Origin of the sequence: Moritella viscosa (assembly GCF_900120065.1) — a bacterium.
Classification (GTDB): Bacteria; Pseudomonadota; Gammaproteobacteria; order Enterobacterales; family Moritellaceae; genus Moritella; species Moritella viscosa.
Genome location: NZ_FPLG01000015.1, coordinates 1 through 18,703, shown reverse-complemented (window position 1 = coordinate 18,703; position 18,703 = coordinate 1). Strand labels below are relative to the sequence as shown.

The 18,703-nt window shown below is 40.4% G+C and carries 20 protein-coding genes; 9 read left to right on the top strand and 11 right to left on the bottom strand.

Annotated elements, in window-relative coordinates; translation table 11 throughout:
* Window positions 1-14: 14 nt before the first annotated feature.
* The 3 genes from BT797_RS02245 to BT797_RS02235 all read right to left on the bottom strand — a co-directional run bounded on the left by BT797_RS02245 (window position 15) and on the right by BT797_RS02235 (window position 3,093).
* Complete coding sequence (locus BT797_RS02245; RefSeq protein ID WP_075470979.1) at window positions 15-1,724, bottom strand: 4Fe-4S dicluster domain-containing protein; 1,710 nt, start codon at window positions 1,722-1,724, stop codon at window positions 15-17.
* Window positions 1,725-1,997: 273 nt separating this feature from the next.
* Entirely contained in the window at window positions 1,998-2,624 is a 627-nt protein-coding gene (locus BT797_RS02240) for a DUF3306 domain-containing protein (protein WP_075470978.1), read from the bottom strand.
* Window positions 2,614-3,093 carry a DUF3305 domain-containing protein gene (locus BT797_RS02235; RefSeq protein ID WP_075470977.1) on the bottom strand — a complete coding sequence of 160 codons (480 nt, stop codon included), beginning with the start codon at window positions 3,091-3,093 and terminating at the stop codon, window positions 2,614-2,616. The genes BT797_RS02240 and BT797_RS02235 overlap by 11 nt, the downstream gene beginning before the upstream one ends.
* A gap of 205 nt (window positions 3,094-3,298) precedes the next feature.
* Here BT797_RS02235 and BT797_RS02230 point away from each other — a divergent pair, with 205 nt between their 5' ends.
* Together BT797_RS02230 and BT797_RS02225 are read left to right on the top strand one after the other, a co-directional pair.
* Window positions 3,299-4,189, top strand: coding sequence for a formate dehydrogenase accessory sulfurtransferase FdhD (locus tag BT797_RS02230; protein ID WP_045109151.1), 891 nt, complete (start codon window positions 3,299-3,301; stop codon window positions 4,187-4,189).
* Window positions 4,186-5,100 (top strand): helix-turn-helix transcriptional regulator, encoded by a 915-nt coding sequence (locus BT797_RS02225; RefSeq protein WP_075470976.1) that lies wholly within the window; start codon window positions 4,186-4,188, stop codon window positions 5,098-5,100. Before BT797_RS02230 ends, BT797_RS02225 begins: the two co-directional genes overlap by 4 nt.
* 145 nt (window positions 5,101-5,245) lie before the next feature.
* Here BT797_RS02225 and yiaY read toward each other — a convergent pair whose 3' ends face one another.
* Window positions 5,246-6,394 carry an L-threonine dehydrogenase gene (yiaY, locus tag BT797_RS02220; protein ID WP_045109149.1) on the bottom strand — a complete coding sequence of 383 codons (1,149 nt, stop codon included), beginning with the start codon at window positions 6,392-6,394 and terminating at the stop codon, window positions 5,246-5,248.
* Between the two features lie 231 nt (window positions 6,395-6,625).
* A complete protein-coding gene (locus tag BT797_RS02215) occupies window positions 6,626-7,747 on the bottom strand; it encodes an enoyl-CoA hydratase/isomerase family protein (protein ID WP_075470975.1) in 1,122 nt (373 codons plus the stop codon).
* 195 nt (window positions 7,748-7,942) lie between these two features.
* On the opposite strand from BT797_RS02215, the gene BT797_RS02210 reads away from it, so the two are divergent.
* Window positions 7,943-8,512 (top strand): PhnA domain-containing protein, encoded by a 570-nt coding sequence (locus tag BT797_RS02210; RefSeq protein WP_075470974.1) that lies wholly within the window; start codon window positions 7,943-7,945, stop codon window positions 8,510-8,512.
* Window positions 8,513-8,643: 131 nt separating this feature from the next.
* Here the strand turns inward: BT797_RS02210 and BT797_RS02205 are convergent, their stop codons facing one another.
* Window positions 8,644-9,363: a YebC/PmpR family DNA-binding transcriptional regulator gene (locus tag BT797_RS02205; protein WP_045109146.1), complete on the bottom strand. Its 720-nt coding sequence runs from the start codon at window positions 9,361-9,363 to the stop codon at window positions 8,644-8,646.
* Between the two features lie 235 nt (window positions 9,364-9,598).
* On the opposite strand from BT797_RS02205, the gene bepA reads away from it, so the two are divergent.
* The 3 genes from bepA (at window position 9,599) to BT797_RS02190 (ending at window position 12,077) form a co-directional block, all read left to right on the top strand.
* On the top strand, window positions 9,599-11,056 hold the full coding sequence (gene bepA, locus BT797_RS02200) for a beta-barrel assembly-enhancing protease (protein ID WP_045109145.1): 1,458 nt from the start codon (window positions 9,599-9,601) through the stop codon (window positions 11,054-11,056).
* An 81-nt stretch (window positions 11,057-11,137) separates the two neighbouring features.
* Window positions 11,138-11,488, top strand: coding sequence for an arsenate reductase (glutaredoxin) (gene arsC / locus BT797_RS02195; protein ID WP_045109144.1), 351 nt, complete (start codon window positions 11,138-11,140; stop codon window positions 11,486-11,488).
* Between the two features lie 13 nt (window positions 11,489-11,501).
* Window positions 11,502-12,077, top strand: coding sequence for a DUF2069 domain-containing protein (locus BT797_RS02190; RefSeq protein ID WP_045109143.1), 576 nt, complete (start codon window positions 11,502-11,504; stop codon window positions 12,075-12,077).
* Window positions 12,078-12,236: 159 nt separating this feature from the next.
* On the opposite strand, the gene hda is transcribed toward BT797_RS02190, so the two are convergent.
* Together hda and BT797_RS02180 are read right to left on the bottom strand one after the other, a co-directional pair.
* The gene (gene hda, locus BT797_RS02185) at window positions 12,237-12,950 is read right to left on the bottom strand and encodes a DnaA inactivator Hda (protein WP_045109142.1); all 714 of its coding nucleotides are present in this window, start codon (window positions 12,948-12,950) and stop codon (window positions 12,237-12,239) included.
* A 97-nt stretch (window positions 12,951-13,047) separates the two neighbouring features.
* A complete protein-coding gene (locus BT797_RS02180) occupies window positions 13,048-14,094 on the bottom strand; it encodes a DUF2066 domain-containing protein (RefSeq protein ID WP_045109141.1) in 1,047 nt (348 codons plus the stop codon).
* Window positions 14,095-14,299: 205 nt separating this feature from the next.
* Between BT797_RS02180 and BT797_RS02175 the strand changes: the two genes are divergently transcribed.
* Entirely contained in the window at window positions 14,300-14,416 is a 117-nt protein-coding gene (locus BT797_RS02175) for a hypothetical protein (RefSeq protein ID WP_045109140.1), read from the top strand.
* Between the two features lie 78 nt (window positions 14,417-14,494).
* On the opposite strand, the gene upp is transcribed toward BT797_RS02175, so the two are convergent.
* Window positions 14,495-15,121, bottom strand: a complete 627-nt coding sequence (gene upp, locus BT797_RS02170; protein ID WP_045109139.1) for a uracil phosphoribosyltransferase — start codon at window positions 15,119-15,121, stop codon at window positions 14,495-14,497.
* A gap of 222 nt (window positions 15,122-15,343) precedes the next feature.
* Here upp and purM point away from each other — a divergent pair, with 222 nt between their 5' ends.
* Window positions 15,344-16,384, top strand: coding sequence for a phosphoribosylformylglycinamidine cyclo-ligase (gene purM / locus BT797_RS02165; RefSeq protein ID WP_045109138.1), 1,041 nt, complete (start codon window positions 15,344-15,346; stop codon window positions 16,382-16,384).
* On the top strand, window positions 16,384-17,031 hold the full coding sequence (gene purN / locus BT797_RS02160; RefSeq protein ID WP_045109137.1) for a phosphoribosylglycinamide formyltransferase: 648 nt from the start codon (window positions 16,384-16,386) through the stop codon (window positions 17,029-17,031). The genes purM and purN overlap by 1 nt, the downstream gene beginning before the upstream one ends.
* Window positions 17,032-17,112: 81 nt before the next feature.
* On the opposite strand, the gene BT797_RS02155 is transcribed toward purN, so the two are convergent.
* On the bottom strand, window positions 17,113-17,889 hold the full coding sequence (locus BT797_RS02155) for a class II glutamine amidotransferase (RefSeq protein WP_045109136.1): 777 nt from the start codon (window positions 17,887-17,889) through the stop codon (window positions 17,113-17,115).
* Between the two features lie 76 nt (window positions 17,890-17,965).
* Complete coding sequence (lpcA, locus tag BT797_RS02150) at window positions 17,966-18,556, bottom strand: D-sedoheptulose 7-phosphate isomerase (RefSeq protein ID WP_045109135.1); 591 nt, start codon at window positions 18,554-18,556, stop codon at window positions 17,966-17,968.
* Window positions 18,557-18,703: the final 147 nt, after the last annotated feature.

Here is an 18,703-nt window from a genome sequence, read left to right as displayed (position 1 = left end):
TCCATCATTTCGTTTTACACTCGCAACTGACTTGTTGGATCATCAGCCATGTCAGAAAAAATATCGCGTACACGACAATCTTCACACATAGATAAACGGCGAATAGCATCCCCCTGAAATTGCGAATGACCTTGTAATTTTTCGGTCAGCATTTTAATCATCGATGCTGGTGCAAACGCTTTACCACAACTTAAACAACAGGCAGGCTCTTCTTCATGGATCATCACGGTACTTTGGCGGCTTTCTACATCCCAGTTAACACCCGGTTTAAGACTAATAACTTGCTCTGGACAGGCTTTTTCACATAAGCCACATTGCACGCAATCTTGCTCTCTAAACTGCAGACCGGGGTGTCCACCAACAGCATGTAATGCACGGGTTGGGCATACCGCCACACAGCCCATACATAGCGTGCAATCATCGGTCTTACATTCAACACTGCCGTAAGGTGCATTTTCAGGTACGCTAGATACTGTTGGTCTAACTGTGCTTTGCGCATGCAATCTATCTAATGCACTAAACAATTTTTCACGCTTAGTCCCTGATAATTGCTTGGCTAATACACCGCTATCCATCACAGCGATCTTGTCATCTACCACAGGCAACAAAGATGCAGGGAACGCCACAAATTCAGCCGCGGAGCTAAGTTCAAACAAGCAAATGCGATCTGCTTCAAAACCAAGTTCAGTTAAGAAGTTATTCGCAATGGCTAACTCGTTTTTTAAAACGCGATCAATTGTCGCAGGCATGTAAGCGATATTGGTTGCTAACAGTACTTGATGCGCACCATAAATCAGCGCACTAAACCATGTATCCACACCAACAGTTGCTAACTCTTCCAGTGCAATCGGGATCACATTCGATGGTAATGACGGTAATTGTGCTGCAACGTTTTCTTCATCACGCTTACCAAAGAATAAGATCGTTGGTTTAACACCACCCGCCATTTGATAACTGTTTAACAAACGATAAATGAAGTTCTGGGTTTTCTCTGGATCTGGTAATGCATACGTGATCGCTTCTGTCGGACAAGCCGTTGCACAAGTACCAACCCCCTGACATAAGAACGGGTTAATCTCGATCGCATGGCCATTACTTGATAACGCACCCGCTGGACATGCATCAACACAACGCGTACAGCCACTCACACCACGGGATGAATGTGCACAAATGTCATTGTTTAAACGGAAATACTTAGGCTTATCAAACGTACCTAGCATGTCAGGTAAGGTTTCAATCACATCTGCAATCGCCGCTTTACCACTGCCGACAGGGTAATAACCAGGTGCAGGGATCTCGGTGTTGATAATGCTCTCGGCACTCATATCAACCACTAAATCAAAGCTATCACCACCGATAGTTACTTCTGCTAGGTTGATATAGGTATCAAGTAACGTACCAGCTACGCGGCAATTCACTTCGAATGCGCCTAAGTAACCTTTTATTGTCACGTTATTACTAAAAAATACCTTAATGTCATTACTTGTTTTCGCCGTGTTTTCAGCAGCCTGCGAAGTCGCAAGGAGTGTCACTGAATTAAGTGTTGAAAATTGCGGGGCCAGCGCAGTAATAGTATCGTGCGGACCAATGATCAATAGATTCCCTCGGATCTCGTAAGAAACCGTTGGCGGGATCAAATTCGATAATTCAACCGTACCAGCGATTGCACTTAAGCGTGCTTGACCATTGCTATCTGTAAATGTTTCTAGAATACTTTTTAACATTGCTATTCCTGTATACTCGTCACCGCTAAAATTGGTGCCGATTAAACTGCGAGTTTAGTGCCCGCTGCTCTTTCTGCCGTACGATTTTTACCGTACTTTATGCTGTAGCTAATAGAGCAATAACCGAACCAACTTTTAACGGAAAAAAATGACCTATAAAGAACTAAAGTCAGATAAGGACAGTTGAGGCATTTCCAATTGAGACATTTTGTCGCTACAAATGATCACACCTGTATCAAATTGTCCCGATGAAAATAAGGGTTATTAGTCCCTTTATGTCTCACCTTGCTGAATAGTCTTGTGACGTGGATCATCGCAGCCTTGCGATAATTTGAAATCTTCCGTGACGGGTTCAACGGTTTCATCTTCAACAGCTGACATTTCTGCTTCTTCTGTTCGTTCAATACTGAGGTCTTCTACTTGCTCAGATTCTTCTAATACTGCATTAACCCAACCACGTAACTGCTTTGCGATACTATCGTCAAGTTTAGGAATGTTCGAAAAATCTTCAGTATGATCGTCCATATCACTGATATAGTTGAATTCATCTGAATGAAATAATTTAGCGAGCGCCGCTTTTTTTACTGATTTATCAACCCCCTGCTTTAGAAATGAAACGACGCCGCTGTCAAATGTCACACTATCTGCATCTGCAATTGTTAATACGTCATCACTGCTCTTGTCTGAAATATCGCTCTGCTTATCTACCGCATCATTCGTCACTTTATCTAGCGTAACGGCTTGATTAATTTCTGCGTTAGCATCATAAACTGGCTCAGAAAATTGCTTAGATTCAGTTAATTCTTCAACGGCTTCATTCGTTTCCGATAACGTTGTTGAAGCTTTGTCTTTAGCCGTCAGAGAGCGGCTAGACCAACGTTGAAAAAAGTTAGTTGCCACTTGAACGTCCTTTTTTATCTTTATAACGTTTCTTTTTAAATTCAATCAGTTCGCCATGACGCCCAATGAATGCTTCCATCCAAGCCTGAACTGGTAAGGGCATTTGAATATGTAACACTTGATAATCGCCATCCATGTAACTGCTTGCGACACTTTGCGCGACAGTGATAAGTAACGGCGATAGCTGCTCATTATTTTCTTCACAAACAATAAACAAATGCGGGTCTTGTGAGCTGAGGTTAAAACGATAATCTGTCCGTTCATCGCGGTATAACGTTAATACGCGCTCATAACAGGTTCCGATGCTGAAATCTTCTTGCGTGTGGAGATCATATAATTCGACATTATCAATAGACCAAGACAACGTCGTCCAGCGTCCAATTTGCTTTTCTTCAGAGCGAAGACGAAACCTAATAGGCCAACTTGATTCGTCTTTTTCTAAGCGCTTATGTTCATCAATTTGTTGCACACATGCTCCTTTATTCTATTTTTATAATTATTTAGTATTTTTATAATTTCTTATATAACGCACCCTACTCAGCAAAATTTAGACCAAGTTCAAGATAAGTGACAAATAAAATGGTGATACCCAAGTTACTTCAAGATGCAGGGTATAAGTTGGAATGAACTTTGCTTTAATTCTTGATAGAGATATAAACCAGCAGGACTTTCGGATGCCGCAATTACCAAAAATAATTAGAACCAACTCTTCAGTTAAGCACACCATGACCGTCGACATCATGGATGAATATGGCGATACCATGACCAAAGAGATCGCGTGTGAACATCCGCTAACGATTTACTTAAACTGGGTAGAAATCGTAACAGTGATGACGCTCGGTGCCCGCCCTGCCGAACTGGTATTGGGTTACTTGAAAAACCAAGGTTTCATTGAAGATATTGCCGCGATTGAATCAGTGATAATTGATTGGGATTCGAATTCTGCAGCGGTGATAACCCGTGAAAGTACCGATGGTTTAGAAGATAAGTTATCGAAAAAAACCGTTACCTCAGGCTGTGGTCAAGGCACAATGTTTGGCAATGTAATGAAAAAATTAGAAGGTATCACACTACCACAACCTAGATTACGTCAATCAAAACTCTATGGTTTGTTAGAAGCATTAACTCACCACAACGCAACTTATAAAGCCGCTGGTGCAGTACATGGTTGTGCAGTGTGTAAAGACACCACTATTTTATCGTTTGTCGAAGATGTAGGCCGTCACAATGCAGTTGATACCTTGGCTGGGGAGATGTGGTTAAAAGGTCAAACAGGTGAAGATAAGATCTTTTATACTACAGGCCGCCTCACGTCTGAGATGGTGATTAAAGTAGCGCAAATGGGGATCCCGGTATTATTATCTCGATCCGGTGCTACACAAATGGGTTACGACTTAGCAAAAAAACTGGGTATTACCATGGTTGCTCGCGCCAAAGGTAATCGTTTTCAAGTATATAACGGTATGGCAAACCTAATTTTAGATGTCAAAGGCCCTGACGCAGAAGCGCTTGCACAAACAGCATCACAAGAACAGTCATCAACACTAATCGGTAAGAGTGCATGATCGAACACTTCCCTGCTTTTATGAATGTAAAGCAAGTCGCTGAGTATTTAGACCTGAATGAAAAAAAGGTCTACACACTGGCTAACGATGGCCACTTGCCTGCAACGAAAGTAACGGGTAAATGGTTATTTCCCAAAGCAATGTTGGATAAATGGCTACTGGAGTCTTGTCATAACGGCGTACTGAATGACCGCTTACTCATCGCAGGTTCTGACGATCCACTCTTGCAACTGGTCGTGGGTAAGATGGCACAAAAGCTTGGCAGCACCGCACTAGTTGGTTACACCTCAACAGGCACTCGCCAAGGTTTAGCCATGCTCAGTAAAGGCCATGTGGACATTTGTGCGATCCACTGGGGCCATGCAGAAGAAGCAAGCTTGCGTCATCCCGCATTATTACAGCAATATCCAGGGCATAAAAACTGGGTACTGATCCACGCCTTCGAGCGTCAACAAGGCTTAGTGGTTAATAAAGAATTAGCCGATTTAGTAAACTCACGCTCTTTAAACTTACAAGAGTTACTGACTTCACGCTGGCGCTGGGCACTACGTCAAGAAGGAGCTGGTAGTATGCGCGCCTTAGGTGAATGGTTGCATAATCATGCTTACACTGTCGATATGCTTACCGCAGCGGAAACTTGTCACAGTGAACGAGAGCTAGCGTCTTGCATTGCCCGTGGAGAAGCGGATGTGGGCTGCGCGAGTCAAAGCACTGCAGGCGAATTTGGTTTAGGGTTTATTCCGCTGAGTACCGAAGCTTTTGAACTCGTGATCCCAAAAAATATCTATTTCCGCACCTTGCAGCAACAATTGCTACAGTCGCTATCTGATATGAAAATCCAAGCTAAAGGAGATCAACTCGGTGGTTATAACTTTAGTCGTACAGGTCAACAAGTCTGGAGTGCCAGCTGATACTCTATCATTGTAGTTGAAGCTAAAGATTAAAATAACAAATAAAAAGCCCAGACATTAAAATTAATACCTGGGCTTTCTAAATTACCTATTAGCGTTCTTTCTATCGTGATAGTTCATAATAACTAAGCGAACGATAAATTGATTACATTGCCGCGTTAAAGATTGCGCAAACTTCTTCATGGGTCGCTTGCTTTGGATTAGTAAAACCACACGCATCATTCAGTGCATTTTTAGCCAGCTCTGGAATATCTTCAACCTTTACCTTTAAGCTTGTTAAGCCTGCTGGAATACCTACCGCTAACGCTAATTCTTTAATTGCAACAATCGCTGCATCTGCACCTTGTTCTGGCGTCATGCCTGCCACATCAACCCCCATCGCTTTAGCCACATCACGTAAACGCGCAGGACAAACTTGTGCATTATACGCCTGTACATATGGTAGTAATACCGCATTGCATACACCGTGTGGTAAGTCGTAAAAACCACCCAACTGATGCGCCATTGCATGTACGTAACCGAGTGAAGCATTATTAAATGCCATACCAGCCATGAATTGTGCATACGCCATTTGTTCACGAGCTTCGATATTCTCACCGTGTGCTACCGCCGTGCGTAAATGCGCTTGAATTAGTTCCATCGCTTTAATCGCAACTGCATCTGTAATCGGTGTCGCCGCAGTTGACACATACGCTTCTACCGCATGGGTCAATGCATCCATACCAGTTGCAGCCGTTAATGAAGCTGGTTTAGCTAACATTAATTCCGGATCATTCACTGAGATTAACGGTGTGGTATTTTTATCAACAATCGCCATTTTAATGTGTGTTGTTTCATTGGTTATAATACAAAAACGCGTCATTTCAGAAGCCGTTCCCGCAGTGGTATTAATTGCCACTAATGGAAGTTGTGCTTTATCTGATTGATCCACGCCTTCATAATCAGCAATATGACCACCATTAGCAGCTACAAGTGCAATACCTTTAGCGCAATCATGTGGTGAACCACCACCTAACGAAATCACAAAATCACACACTTCTGAATTTAATAATTCAAGTCCAGCAGCAACATTCGCTGTTGTCGGGTTTGGCTGAGTACCATCAAAAACGGCTGATTCAACGCCTCTCGCATCTAATAAATCTTGAACTTGTTTCACCATGCCAATGCTATTAATCACTTTATCAGTGACAATTAATGCTTTTTTAAAACCATGAGATTTGATTGCGTCAGCCGCTTGAATTAGACAGCCTGCGCCCATTAGATTGTAAGCAGGAATAAAGAATGCAGTGCTCATAATATATCTCCAAAATAAATCAATAATTATTGCCGCAGTACACTTTTAAAATTCACTGTAAGTAATAATTATCTCAGTGCCGTTATTTGATAGCGCAACCCACCAACAAATTAACCACTTTGAGGTAATTATAACTTTAAACCTTACAAAATAAAGGGGTTTATAAAATCAAAACAACTCACCTACCCACTTTGATATAGATGTCACATAATTAGGTAATTTAAATATCAATTACAGCGCGCGCAGTGGGTGCGATTCGATTACCCAAGGCGATACAAATAAGCCATCAACAAAATCAACAGGTACGTCTTTAATCTGTTTAAATAACCAATTCGGTTTGTTGTCTTTGTCGACTAACAAAGCCCTTACTCCTTCAACAAGATCAGCATTTAGACAGACATTCACCGCTAAATCTAACTCCAGTTGAAAGCATGCTGCTAGCGATAGCTCAGTATATTGGTTTACCTGCCGGTACAAGATATGCGCTGATATTGGGCTGCCTAATAGCAATTTTTTAACGCTGGTTTGTAACCACGGATCACAACTTTCGTGCGTTTGAATACATGCCATCACGTCAGTGAGTTCTGTATAAAGACTCAACTGAGTAAACAAAGCTTGATGATTAATTAAATTACCATTGATGAAATTAGTATCCGCATACTGTTGAGCTAATAGCTGATCAACTTGTTGGTGATGTACCGCAGTATCAGTTTGCCAATCAAGCGTGGTTAATGCATTCACCACATTCGCGTATTTTATGGCAGGAATTAAATACTCGGTTAACCCTAAATATTGCGCATCTTTGGCATTAATGCTGGCGCCAGTTAACCCTAAAAATAATCCAACACCAGGGTATGGTAAATGATTTAAGAACCAAGTCGCACCAACATCAGGGAATAAACCGATGGTAATTTCCGGCATAGCAATACGTGCAGTCTCAGTAACAACGCGATGACTTGCCCCCATAAACAACCCTAAGCCCCCCCCCATAATAATACCATCACCCCAAACGATTAGTGGCTTACCAAAGTTATGTAATAAATAGTCGACTTGGTACTCAGCCATAAAATATTGACTGACAACCTGCAGTTTAGCCCCATCCCCTTCAGTGCTAGTTAACGCTTGTTGTAATGATTTAACATCACCACCGGCGCAAAATGCTTTCTCACCAGCACTAGTCAGCAATACACTGACAACCCTATTATCACGTTGCCAAGCAAGTAACTGCTGACGTAATAATGGAAACATATCCGCACTCAGTGCATGCAATTGACGTGCTTTATTAAGGGTAATAACACCAATGACATGACCATCATTCGTCGCTAACTCATCAAATAATACGCTTGCTTCCATGTGAACTCCGACTAGATAAAAAACCAGTGTAGTCAGATTAAGTTGATTAATTCAACTCGCTAAGGCGTTGATTGTGAATTTAACCAAGCACGTTGCTCAAGTTAGCCGATAACATCTGATTGAAACCTATTGTAAGATACCCAAAATACTTCCGCTGTGGCATAATAGCCCCACAAAATTTAGAGGATTAATTCAATGACTATCGAAACAACGCTATTACAACGCAGTGATTCTAAATGTGAAATGTGCACATCAGAATCTAACCTATCAGCTTATGAGCTACCTGAATCACCAGAAAAAAGCTCTGACTGTGCAGTAATGCTTTGTGATACTTGCCTTGAGCAAATCAACAACTCAGATACTCTTGATGAAAATCACTGGCGTTGCCTAAACGACAGCATGTGGAGCCAAGTACCAGCAGTGCAAGTACTTGCATATCGTATGTTAAATCGCCTAGATGCAGACTGGTCACGTGACCTACTTGATATGATGTATCTAGAAGAAGACGTAAAAGCATGGGCTGAAAAGGGCGTGCTAATTGCAGCAATGACTGACTCACCAGCGCGTGATGTGAATGGTACTATCTTACAAGCTGGCGACAACGTAAACATCATCAAAGATTTACCAGTTAAAGGTTCAAGCTTAGTGATCAAACGTGGTACAGCAGTCCGTAATATCGGTTTAACAGATAATCCATTACACATTCAAGGCCGTGCCAACGGTACTGCAATGGTGATCATTTCTGCATACTGTAAGAAAATGTAATTTGCTTAGTTTGTCTCGTCTTTAAATACGCGACAACGAGTAGATCAAAAAAGGCCGATTACCCATTCTGATAAAGAAGCGGTAATCGGCCTTTTTTATGCGCGGTGTTAATAACCGTACATCATGACTAATTAGTCAATGATTGCATTGTGATATACGTCTTGAACATCATCACAATCATTTAGTGCTGCAAGGAAACGTTCGAACATTTCAACGTCATCACCTGTCACTTCCGTTTCAACTTGTGGTAAGAATGTAATGTCTTCTGCATCAAATTCAATACCAGAAAATGCGTCTGATAAGGCTACTTTAGTTTTGTAGAACTCAGTATGTGGAACATAAACAGTAATAGTACCATCTTCGTTCTCTACATCAGCAACATCTACTTCCGCTTCCATTAATGTTTCTAATACCGCATCTTCATCATCAAATTTGAATTCAAATACAGCTTGATGATCAAACATGTGTGAAACAGCACCTGGAGCACCAAGTTTCGCGCCATTCTTAACGAATGCTTGACGAACTTCAGTGAAAGTACGCTTGCCATTATCAGTTAAGCATTCAACGATAACCATACAGTTACCAGGACCAAAACCTTCATAACTTGCACGCTCATAATCTTCACCACCAGCACCAGCTGCTTTTTCAATCGCACGGTCAATTACGTGTGTTGGTACTTGATCTTTTTTCGCTTTTTCAATGATGCGGCGAAGACTTAAGTTGCTATCAGGGTCGCCACCACCAGTTTTTGCAGATACATAGATCTCTTTACCATATTTAGAGTAGATCTTAGTTTTCATGCCAGCTGTTTTAGCCATCGATAATTTACGGTTTTGGAACGCTCTGCCCATCTTAATTCACTCTCATTTTAAATTTGAAATAAATACTTGTCGATTTTAGCAGGATTAACACTATTTTTTCCACAAAAGCGTAAATATCTTATCTTTCATCAACAAAAATTGGCTAAACATCCCACGGAACTATAACGAATATAGGCCGTCTTACTATTTGTCACTGTTATCGGTTAATATTATGTTCTACTATGTTAACTAAATTTACTTAGTTATTACCGCATAGGTCGCCCATTTGTATCTCAAAAAAATATTACGCTTGACCAGTACAGCATTATTTGTCGGTACATTAGGTCTCGTTAGCTCAGCACAAGCAACTAATAAACTACCCGAAATTGGCACCGCGGGTGTGACGGCTTTATCGATCGATCAAGAACGTCAATACGGCGCAGCTTTTATTAAAGTCGCACGTGGCTCTTTTCCTATGGTCAGCGATCCGGTTTTACAAGAATACATTGCCGAACTCGGCGCAAAACTAATTAGCCAAACAGATTCGGTACGCTTTCCGTTTAACTTTTTTCTCATTAAAAATGACGAAATCAATGCGGCAGCATTTCTTGGTGGTTATGTAAAAGTACATACAGGGTTATTTTTATATGCTGAGAGTGAATCTGAATTTGCATCGGTTATCGCCCATGAAATCTCACATATAACTCAACGGCACCTTGCGCGTAGTTTAGAGACACAAGCAGGCAATAGCCAACTAACTGTTGCAGGTTTAGTTGGTGCTGTATTATTAGGTATTGCGAATCCAGTCGCGGGTATCGCCATGTTACAAACCACTGTCGCGATTAATGCGCAGTCTGCCATTAACTATACCCGAGCCAATGAATTTGAAGCCGATCGTATTGGTATTCAAGTGATGGCGAATGCTGGTTATGATCCTGCAGCAATGTCGACTTTCTTCGGTAAATTATCTGCGCAATACCGTTTTAGCTCAAAACCACCACAAATGCTGATCACTCACCCATTACCAACTACCCGAATCAGTGAAGCACGCGATAGAGCAGCACAGTATCCAAATCGTTATTATCCGCCAAGTCTCGACTATCAATTAGCCAAAGCCCGTATTCAAGTCCGTTATGGCACCTTAAAACCAAAAGAAGCACTGCAATTTTTTCAGCATCAACTTAAAACTAAAAATTTCAAGCTAAAAGATGCGGCGCTCTATGGCCAAGCATTAGCATTACTGCAATTAGGTAAAAATGTAGAAGCAAAAAAGATCGTTGTCGAATTAGCCAACACGCAGCCAAACAACCTGTTTTATCTCGATACCCTTACCGATATTGATTTAGCCTTAAAGCATAATAGCGAAGCTATATCGAGGTTAAAAAAAGCCAATAACAGATATAGCAATAACCCGGTTACCACCATCAATTTAGCCGTGGCCTTGCAACAAGCGAAACAGTATGACGAAGCTAAAAAGCTCATTCGAAATTACTTACGTGACAATGAAACAGATATGATTGCCTTAAGCATTTATATTGATTTGCTGAGTCAAACGGATGATAAGATAAAGATGTATGTCCAACGTGCAAATCTAGCGCAACTTAAAGCTAACTATCCAAAAGCCCTTAATGAACTGCAATCAGCACGCACTCTAGCAACAAGCTCAGCTGATATTGCTCGAATTGATGCGCACATGGAACAAATTGAATTAGAAAAGCAGGAAATGCAGGCATTGCAAAACTAGCCAAGGGACAGGAAACAAGGCAAAATGGGGACTTTAAGGATCCCCATTTGTTTTAAGACTTGTTTAAGGAATAGGCCAAGCATGACTAGTGTCACTATTTACCATAATCCACGTTGCTCTAAAAGCCGCCAAACTCTTGCTTTATTAGAAGAACAAGGTGTAACGCCAAACATCGTAAAATACCTCGAAACGCCACCATCAGCAGTACAACTGCAAGAAATTTTGACCTTACTAGCATTAGCACCACGTCAATTAATGCGTATTAAAGAAGCTGAATATAAAGCACTCGGTTTAGATGATGAAAGCTTGTCTAATGACGAACTCATTACCGCAATGATCGCAACACCTAAGTTGATAGAACGCCCAATCGTATTAGTAAATGGTAAAGCTGTTATTGGTCGTCCTCCTGAAAACGTCTTAGCAATACTCTAACAACGAGCAAATAATGCAAACAACACAAGAAATACAAAAAAAAATTACTCAATATCGCCTGCTTGGACTGTTTGGCTTCTTTGGCCTGCTCATACTCATGTTCGTATGGCAGCTATGGTTAACACCTGAAAAACTGCAAGACCATACCCAATCACAAGCGTTAGCTGAATTAACCGCTATGGCAGAAGCGAACCCAGAGTTACTGCCGCAAGTGGAAATTGAAAAACAAAAGTGGTTAGAGCGTCAAGCTGCACACCAATCTAATCCATTAGCTAAAGCGTTAATTTGGATATTCCCATTATTACTACCTGCTTATGGTTTAATCAAAGGGAAGCCTTATACCGCAGCTTGGAGTAACTTTATTGTAATGATCTACTACATGCATTCATTAACGATCATGTATACAGATCCTGATGAGCGTCATCTTGCTATATTAGAGTTCATTTTTGCTAACTGCATGCTCTTTGGTAATGGTATTTATGCCCGAATGCAAGGCAAAGAGTTAGGCCTAGGTCTTGATAAGCTAAAAGTTGTGATGGCTGAAGAAAAAGAACGAGAAGAAGCGTACAAAACGCAAAACAAAGATTAACTTTGTATAAGCTAAGTTAAAGCGATTAAGTCTATTTAAAAGATTCTAGCCCAAATCCATACTGAAATAAAAAAGGAAATAGTGTCATAGATACTATTTCCTTTTTACTTTTTACTTTTTACTTTTTCAATATCTTGTGAATAGTTTTGGCTTTGTTAATTATAAAGAGAGGGTTTCTTTCACAAACGGGATGGTTAAACGACGTTGGGCGCTAATTGACGCATTATCTAATCGATCTAATGTCGAAATAAGGGTTTCCATATCTCGAGATGAACGATTTAATAAGAAACGGCCAACATCAACAGGTAGCTTCAGCCCCCTAAATTCAGCACGTAGCTGTAACGCAGCTAACTTACCGTCATCATCTAATAATTGTAGCTGATAACTAACGCCCCAATCTAATCGAGAAAGCAGATCCGGTAATTGAATACCTAAATGCCGTGCCGCGCTATTGCCTGTTACAATGAGTGAACCTGGATTATCTTGATCATGACTATCACGCCAACGATTATAAAAATTGAATAATGCAACTTCCCATTCACGGTTCCCTGCGATCAATTCAATATTATCGATACAAACAATATCAAGATGTTCCATACCATCTAATACAGACGGTGACATCATAGCAGACATTGCCATCGGTAAATAAGCAGCAGAACGGTCGGCGTCTGTACACTCGGTACAAGTTGCGTGGAGTAAATGAGAAGTGCCCGAACTTCGGCTACCAAATAAATAAATAAATGGATCACCGTCGCCGACAGCAGCATTTTTTAATGCTGTCAGGAGTTGGACATTAGCGCCGGGGTAAAAACTCGCGAAAGTTTCACCATCGGGTAATTGTACAGATAAAGAAAGTTGTGCTGGAGTGTTCAATATCACCCTTTCATACAATCATAAGATTAGTGAGACCATTGTAGCACCTCAATGGTCGATAGAAAACGGCTAGTAAAAAAACACGATGTAAATTTGCTTAATTTATCACATTCCATTGAAAATTCATGTCACCAAAGGTATTTTGAGTACTTTGGATCCGTTGATCCAGTGATAATTCGGTTAATAGATCTTGTTGTGTACCCAGTAATACTAATTTTAATTGCACACTTGATCCTGTCACTGTATCAAGATCAACTTGCGCAACTGCTGATAATTCAGAAAACATTACAATCAATTTAGCATAATCAGTGATGTTAGTAATAGCATCTACATTTAAGAACACTACTTCATCTTTACCAGATGCTTTCACGCTATAACGTTCACCGAGATGATCAGCAAGACTATCGGTGAGTTTTGTACCGATGGCAGCAAGCTCACCTTGACCTTGTCCATTTAACCAAATCTCATACGGTTGATTACTATTGTTACGACCATACATACTCCAATTTAATTGGTAATCATCATTTTGCTTAATGATCTTCGCAATGATGTAATTGTCTGCACCATAACGCACAGAAGCGAGTTCAACCGGATCTGTAAACTGTCCCCATAAATCACTACTGCTTACTTGTAGTTGATCATCAAGATCCATAACAGGGAATAATACCGGGATCGCACGTTTATTTGCTTGTGCTTTAATCGCATTAATAAAGTCGGCATAATCACTGTCACTTTCACCTTTTACGCTGCGACTAAAGTCTTCATCAACCACTAGCCATATTACTTGCTGAGGACGATTCTGACTCCATACACCAAATTCACTACTGCGTAATAGGCGATTTATCTTTTGCTCGTTAAAGCTTGCCTGTAAATAACGCTCGCCATCAACGCGCTCTTCAGCTTGTTTCACTAAATATTCACGCGCATTAATTAATGCTTTTTTAATCACTGGATTAGCCGCAATTGTCGCATTACCAGAAACCTTGACCAATACTTCTGCAAAAGCAACTTTTTGTAACGTACGGTTAGGCTGATTATTCACAGCCATAACTGATGCCGAATAAAGATGCTCAACCTCAACGGCACGCGCAGTCAAAGGGACAAGAAATAACAATGATAATAAAATAGGAAATAAACGCTTCATACGATCCTTTTAAGAGTAACGTGATGACTCAAATTGATTATTTGAATAGTACCATAGCCAACGCTATTAATTTACCTAAAATAATAACCAAACCAGCCACTATGTCCAAACATATTCCATGGCCTCAAACTAATTAGCCGTTTAGAGAAACATTGACCATACTAAAGTATCAAGGAGTTGTCTTTAAAATGAAGGAATTAGTTGTATGGATGGCAAAGAAACGGAGAGTGACCGATATTTTGATATTGATATTGAAAAAATATACCTATTGAATATGTTATTAATATGGGGTGGGTATTTAGTGGGTAATCAAACAGAATAAATAATACAGGCATCAACATCTTGGCTAATGCCTGTATAGCTCAATTAAGCAATATAATTAAGCGGCTTATCATTGGTCTTATTTAGTACCAAAAATCTTATCGCCTGCGTCACCAAGACCAGGAACGATATAGCCTTTTTCGTCTAAACGCTCATCAATCGATGCAGTGTAAAGTTCGATATCAGGGTGTGCTTCCTCTAACGCTTTTAGACCTTCAGGTGCAGCAACAAGAATAAGTACTTTAATGCGCTTACAACCTTTTGCTTTTAATAAGTCTAATGTTGAGATCATAGAACCACCCGTTGCTAACATCGGGTCAATCACAATAGCTAAACGCTCTTCAATACTGTGAACAATTTTTTCAAAATAAGGTACTGCTTCTAATGTTTCTTCATCGCGGTAGATACCAACAACGCTCACACGTGCACTCGGCATATGCTCTAACACACCATCCATCATGCCTAAACCTGCACGTAGAATTGGCACAACAGTTACCTTTTTCCCTTTGATTTGATCGACAGTAACATCACCATTCCAACCTGCAATGGTCTTCTGCTCTAGCTCTAAATCAGCAGTTGCTTCATAAGTAAGTAGGCTACCCACTTCTGTTGCTAGTTCACGAAAACGCTTAGTGCTAATATCAGCAGCACGCATTAAACCCAATTTATGACGTACTAACGGGTGCTTAACCTCAACAACTTTCATGGAGTCTCCTAATAAAATCAAAATAAATGCAATATAAAAACGCGTAATATTACCAATAATGACCTTATAATGATAGCTTATTCCATGGAAAAGCCAGAGTTAAGAATAAAATCAATTTGCAGGTCGAACAAGGTATAATTTTGTTTCTATTATGTGATTAAAGTTGTTAACATGGCGGCGATTTTTTAATCCAATTGATACGATTAGTTTGTGAGGGATCCAGTGAGCAACCAAAATACTTCTCTAAGTTATAAAGATGCAGGCGTTGATATAGACGCAGGTAATGCATTAGTAGAACGCATTAAAGGTGTAGCAAAAAAGACTAAGCGACCTGAAGTTATGGGTGGTCTAGGTGGCTTCGGCGCACTTTGCCAATTGCCTACTGGTTATAAAGAACCAGTGTTGGTTGCAGGAACAGACGGTGTAGGAACCAAACTACGCCTCGCTATCGATTTAGCTAAATATGATACTGTTGGTATCGATCTAGTTGCTATGTGTGTGAATGACCTTATTGTACAAGGTGCTGAGCCACTATTCTTCTTAGATTACTACGCAACAGGTAAACTAGATGTAGATGTAGCTACAGCTGTTGTTACCGGTATTGGTGAAGGTTGTCTACTATCAGGTTGTGCGTTAACCGGTGGTGAAACAGCTGAAATGCCTGGTATGTACGACGGTAAAGATTTTGACATTGCTGGCTTCTGTGTCGGTATTGTTGACAAAGAAAATATCATCGACGGTACTAAAGTTGCTGCGGGTGATAAGCTTATCGCTTTAGGATCGAGTGGCCCTCACTCAAACGGCTATTCATTAGTTCGTAAGATTCTTGAAGTATCAAAAGAAGATCCAAGCCAAGCGTTTGGTGATTCGACATTAGGTGATACGCTGCTAACGCCAACAAATATCTATGTTAAGTCTGTGCTAGCTGTATTGAAAGAGTGTGAAGTTCACGCTTTATCACACATTACTGGTGGTGGTTTCTGGGAAAATATCCCACGTGTACTACCAGCACTAACAAAAGCTATCATTGATGAAAATAGCTGGCAGTGGCCTGAAATTTTCAACTGGTTACAAGAGAAAGGTAACGTTGAACGTACAGAAATGTACCGTACGTTTAACTGTGGTGTTGGTATGGTTATCGCCCTACCAGAAGCACAAGTTGAAAAAGCACTGGAAATCTTCACTGAACACGGCGAAAATGCGTGGCTAATTGGTGAGATTGCAGACGCTGCAGAAAATGAAGAACAAGTTGAGATAAAATAATGTCTAAACAAGCATCTATCGTAGTATTAGTTTCTGGTAATGGAAGTAATTTACAAACCATTCTAGATCAGTGCGAACAAGGTTCTATTAACGGTAAAGTAACAGCTGTTTTTAGTAATAAAAGTACCGCTTATGGCTTAGAGCGAGCACAACTTGCGGGTATTGACGCAATATCACTTGCTCAAGATGATTTTGCTGACCGTACTGCATTTGATGCCGCGCTAATGACACAAATAGACCAGTATCAACCTGATCTGATTGTGTTAGCAGGCTATATGCGTATTCTAAGTGATAACTTTGTACTGCATTATGCAGGTAAGATGCTTAACATACATCCATCTCTACTCCCTAAATATCCAGGTTTAGATACACATCAACGTGCAATTGATAATGGTGATGAAGAACACGGTGCTTCAGTGCATTTTGTAACGCCAGAATTAGACTCAGGTCCCGTAATCTTGCAAGCAAAAGTACCTGTATTCTCTGACGATAGCGTAGATGATTTAAGTTCACGAGTACATACTCAAGAACATATGATCTACCCTATGGTTATACAATGGTTCTGCGCTGAACGCTTAGCAATGACCGACGGTAAAGCCGTACTTGATGGTAAAAAATTAGCGGAAAGCGGCTACGCTGCGGACTAAGTTAATTCATTAATCCTAGATAATAAAAAGCCTTTATCACATTGCTGTATAAAGGCTTTTTTATGGCGCCGGATTAATAAACTAAGTATTCGTCAACATAATCTCACCGCGACAAAATACACAATACTCCCCAGGCTTCATTTTATGCCAAACTTCATTATCCGTCAGCGGCTGTGTCGCAATTATAGCGACAACATCTGAATCTGAGGTTTCATTCTCAAAGTTAATTTCAATATTTTCATCAATTAACTGGGCATGACCAAACGGCGCTTCACGAATAATATGATGTAAGTTATTAGTACAGTAGGCAAATACGAAGTCGCCATCGCTTAATAACAAATTAAATACACCTAATGCTCTTAGCTGATCACATAGACTCGCGATAAAACGAAACACAGGTTTCATATCATCAGGCTTAATTGGAAACTGTTTACTTACTTCTTGTAAGATCCAACAAAACGCGAGTTCACTGTCAGTCTCACCAATTGGCGTATAAAACCCGGTCGCTAAACCATGATAATCAGTTAGCTGGCCATTATGTGCATACGTCCAGTTTTTACCCCAACATTCACGGGTAAAAGGATGGGTATTTTCTAATGCTACACCACCACGATTAGCTTGACGAATATGCGAAATAACCGCTTGGCTTTTAATCGGGTAATCTTTGACTAATTGTGCAACTTTTGATTCGCAGCTTGGTTTCGGATCACGAAACGTCCGGCAACCCTTACCTTCATAAAAAGTAATTCCCCAACCATCAGAATGTGGTCCAGTCTTACCACCACGCTGCATCAGCCCAGAAAAACTAAAACAAATGTCGGTAGGCACATTTGCGCTCATACCTAATAATTCACACATATACTGATAACTTCACTTTTATGGCTTACTAGCATTAACTACACAGGATTAAATTAATATCACGAAAGACTATAGCTTAATCTGCATAACCCATCATTTTTTCAATCAACTGAATCAACAAGTGGATAACTTTAATGTGGATCTCTTGGATACGGTCCGCATAGCCGAAATGTGGAACTCGAATTTCGATATCAGCAATACCCGCCATTTTACCGCCATCTTTACCTGTTAATGCAATAGTCTTCATACCTTTAGCTTTTGCTGCCGCAAATGCATTTAGTACATTTTGAGAATTGCCGCTGGTGCTTAATCCTAATAGTACATCACCTTTCTGACCAATACCTTCAACATAACGTGAAAACACATATTCATAGCCAAAGTCGTTACTCACACAAGACATATGACTCACATCAGAGATAGCAATGCCCGGCATTGCTGGACGATTTTCACGATAACGCCCCGATAATTCTTCAGCAAAATGCATCGCATCACAATGTGAACCACCATTACCACAAGATAATACTTTACCTCCGGCTTTAAATGAATCAGCTAATAAGGCCGCTGCTGCTTCAATATTTTCACCATTTTTCGGGTCAGCTAAAAAATCATTTAAAACTTGTGCTGCTTCGACTAATTCTTGCTGAATTAAGCCTTGATAACTTGTCATTTATTATCGCCTCTACGCCTAAAATATATTTGTTTAATAGTACTATTGTTTCACAAAATAATGTACCTGTATCACCCATATAAATAAAACACTAAGCATAACCAAAAATAAGCGAATGGTATGATAAAGGCTTTGTAGCAGCGCTCA

Bases quoted from the DNA above. Each gene is read 5' to 3' on its own strand.
- BT797_RS02215 (WP_075470975.1), bottom strand. From the start codon at position 7,747: ATGGAAGCAAGCGTATTATTTGATGAGTTAGCGACGAATGATGGTCAT.
- BT797_RS02210 (WP_075470974.1), top strand. From the start codon at position 7,943: ATGACTATCGAAACAACGCTATTACAACGCAGTGATTCTAAATGTGAA.
- BT797_RS02245 (WP_075470979.1), bottom strand. From the start codon at position 1,724: ATGTTAAAAAGTATTCTAGAAACATTTACAGATAGCAATGGTCAAGCA.
- upp (WP_045109139.1), bottom strand. From the start codon at position 15,121: ATGAAAGTTGTTGAGGTTAAGCACCCGTTAGTACGTCATAAATTGGGT.
- BT797_RS02230 (WP_045109151.1), top strand. From the start codon at position 3,299: ATGCCGCAATTACCAAAAATAATTAGAACCAACTCTTCAGTTAAGCAC.
- arsC (WP_045109144.1), top strand. From the start codon at position 11,138: ATGACTAGTGTCACTATTTACCATAATCCACGTTGCTCTAAAAGCCGC.
- BT797_RS02175 (WP_045109140.1), top strand. From the start codon at position 14,300: ATGGATGGCAAAGAAACGGAGAGTGACCGATATTTTGATATTGATATT.
- BT797_RS02180 (WP_045109141.1), bottom strand. From the start codon at position 14,094: ATGAAGCGTTTATTTCCTATTTTATTATCATTGTTATTTCTTGTCCCT.
- yiaY (WP_045109149.1), bottom strand. From the start codon at position 6,394: ATGAGCACTGCATTCTTTATTCCTGCTTACAATCTAATGGGCGCAGGC.
- BT797_RS02155 (WP_045109136.1), bottom strand. From the start codon at position 17,889: ATGTGTGAATTATTAGGTATGAGCGCAAATGTGCCTACCGACATTTGT.
- purN (WP_045109137.1), top strand. From the start codon at position 16,384: ATGTCTAAACAAGCATCTATCGTAGTATTAGTTTCTGGTAATGGAAGT.
- BT797_RS02225 (WP_075470976.1), top strand. From the start codon at position 4,186: ATGATCGAACACTTCCCTGCTTTTATGAATGTAAAGCAAGTCGCTGAG.
- BT797_RS02190 (WP_045109143.1), top strand. From the start codon at position 11,502: ATGCAAACAACACAAGAAATACAAAAAAAAATTACTCAATATCGCCTG.
- BT797_RS02205 (WP_045109146.1), bottom strand. From the start codon at position 9,363: ATGGGCAGAGCGTTCCAAAACCGTAAATTATCGATGGCTAAAACAGCT.
- lpcA (WP_045109135.1), bottom strand. From the start codon at position 18,556: ATGACAAGTTATCAAGGCTTAATTCAGCAAGAATTAGTCGAAGCAGCA.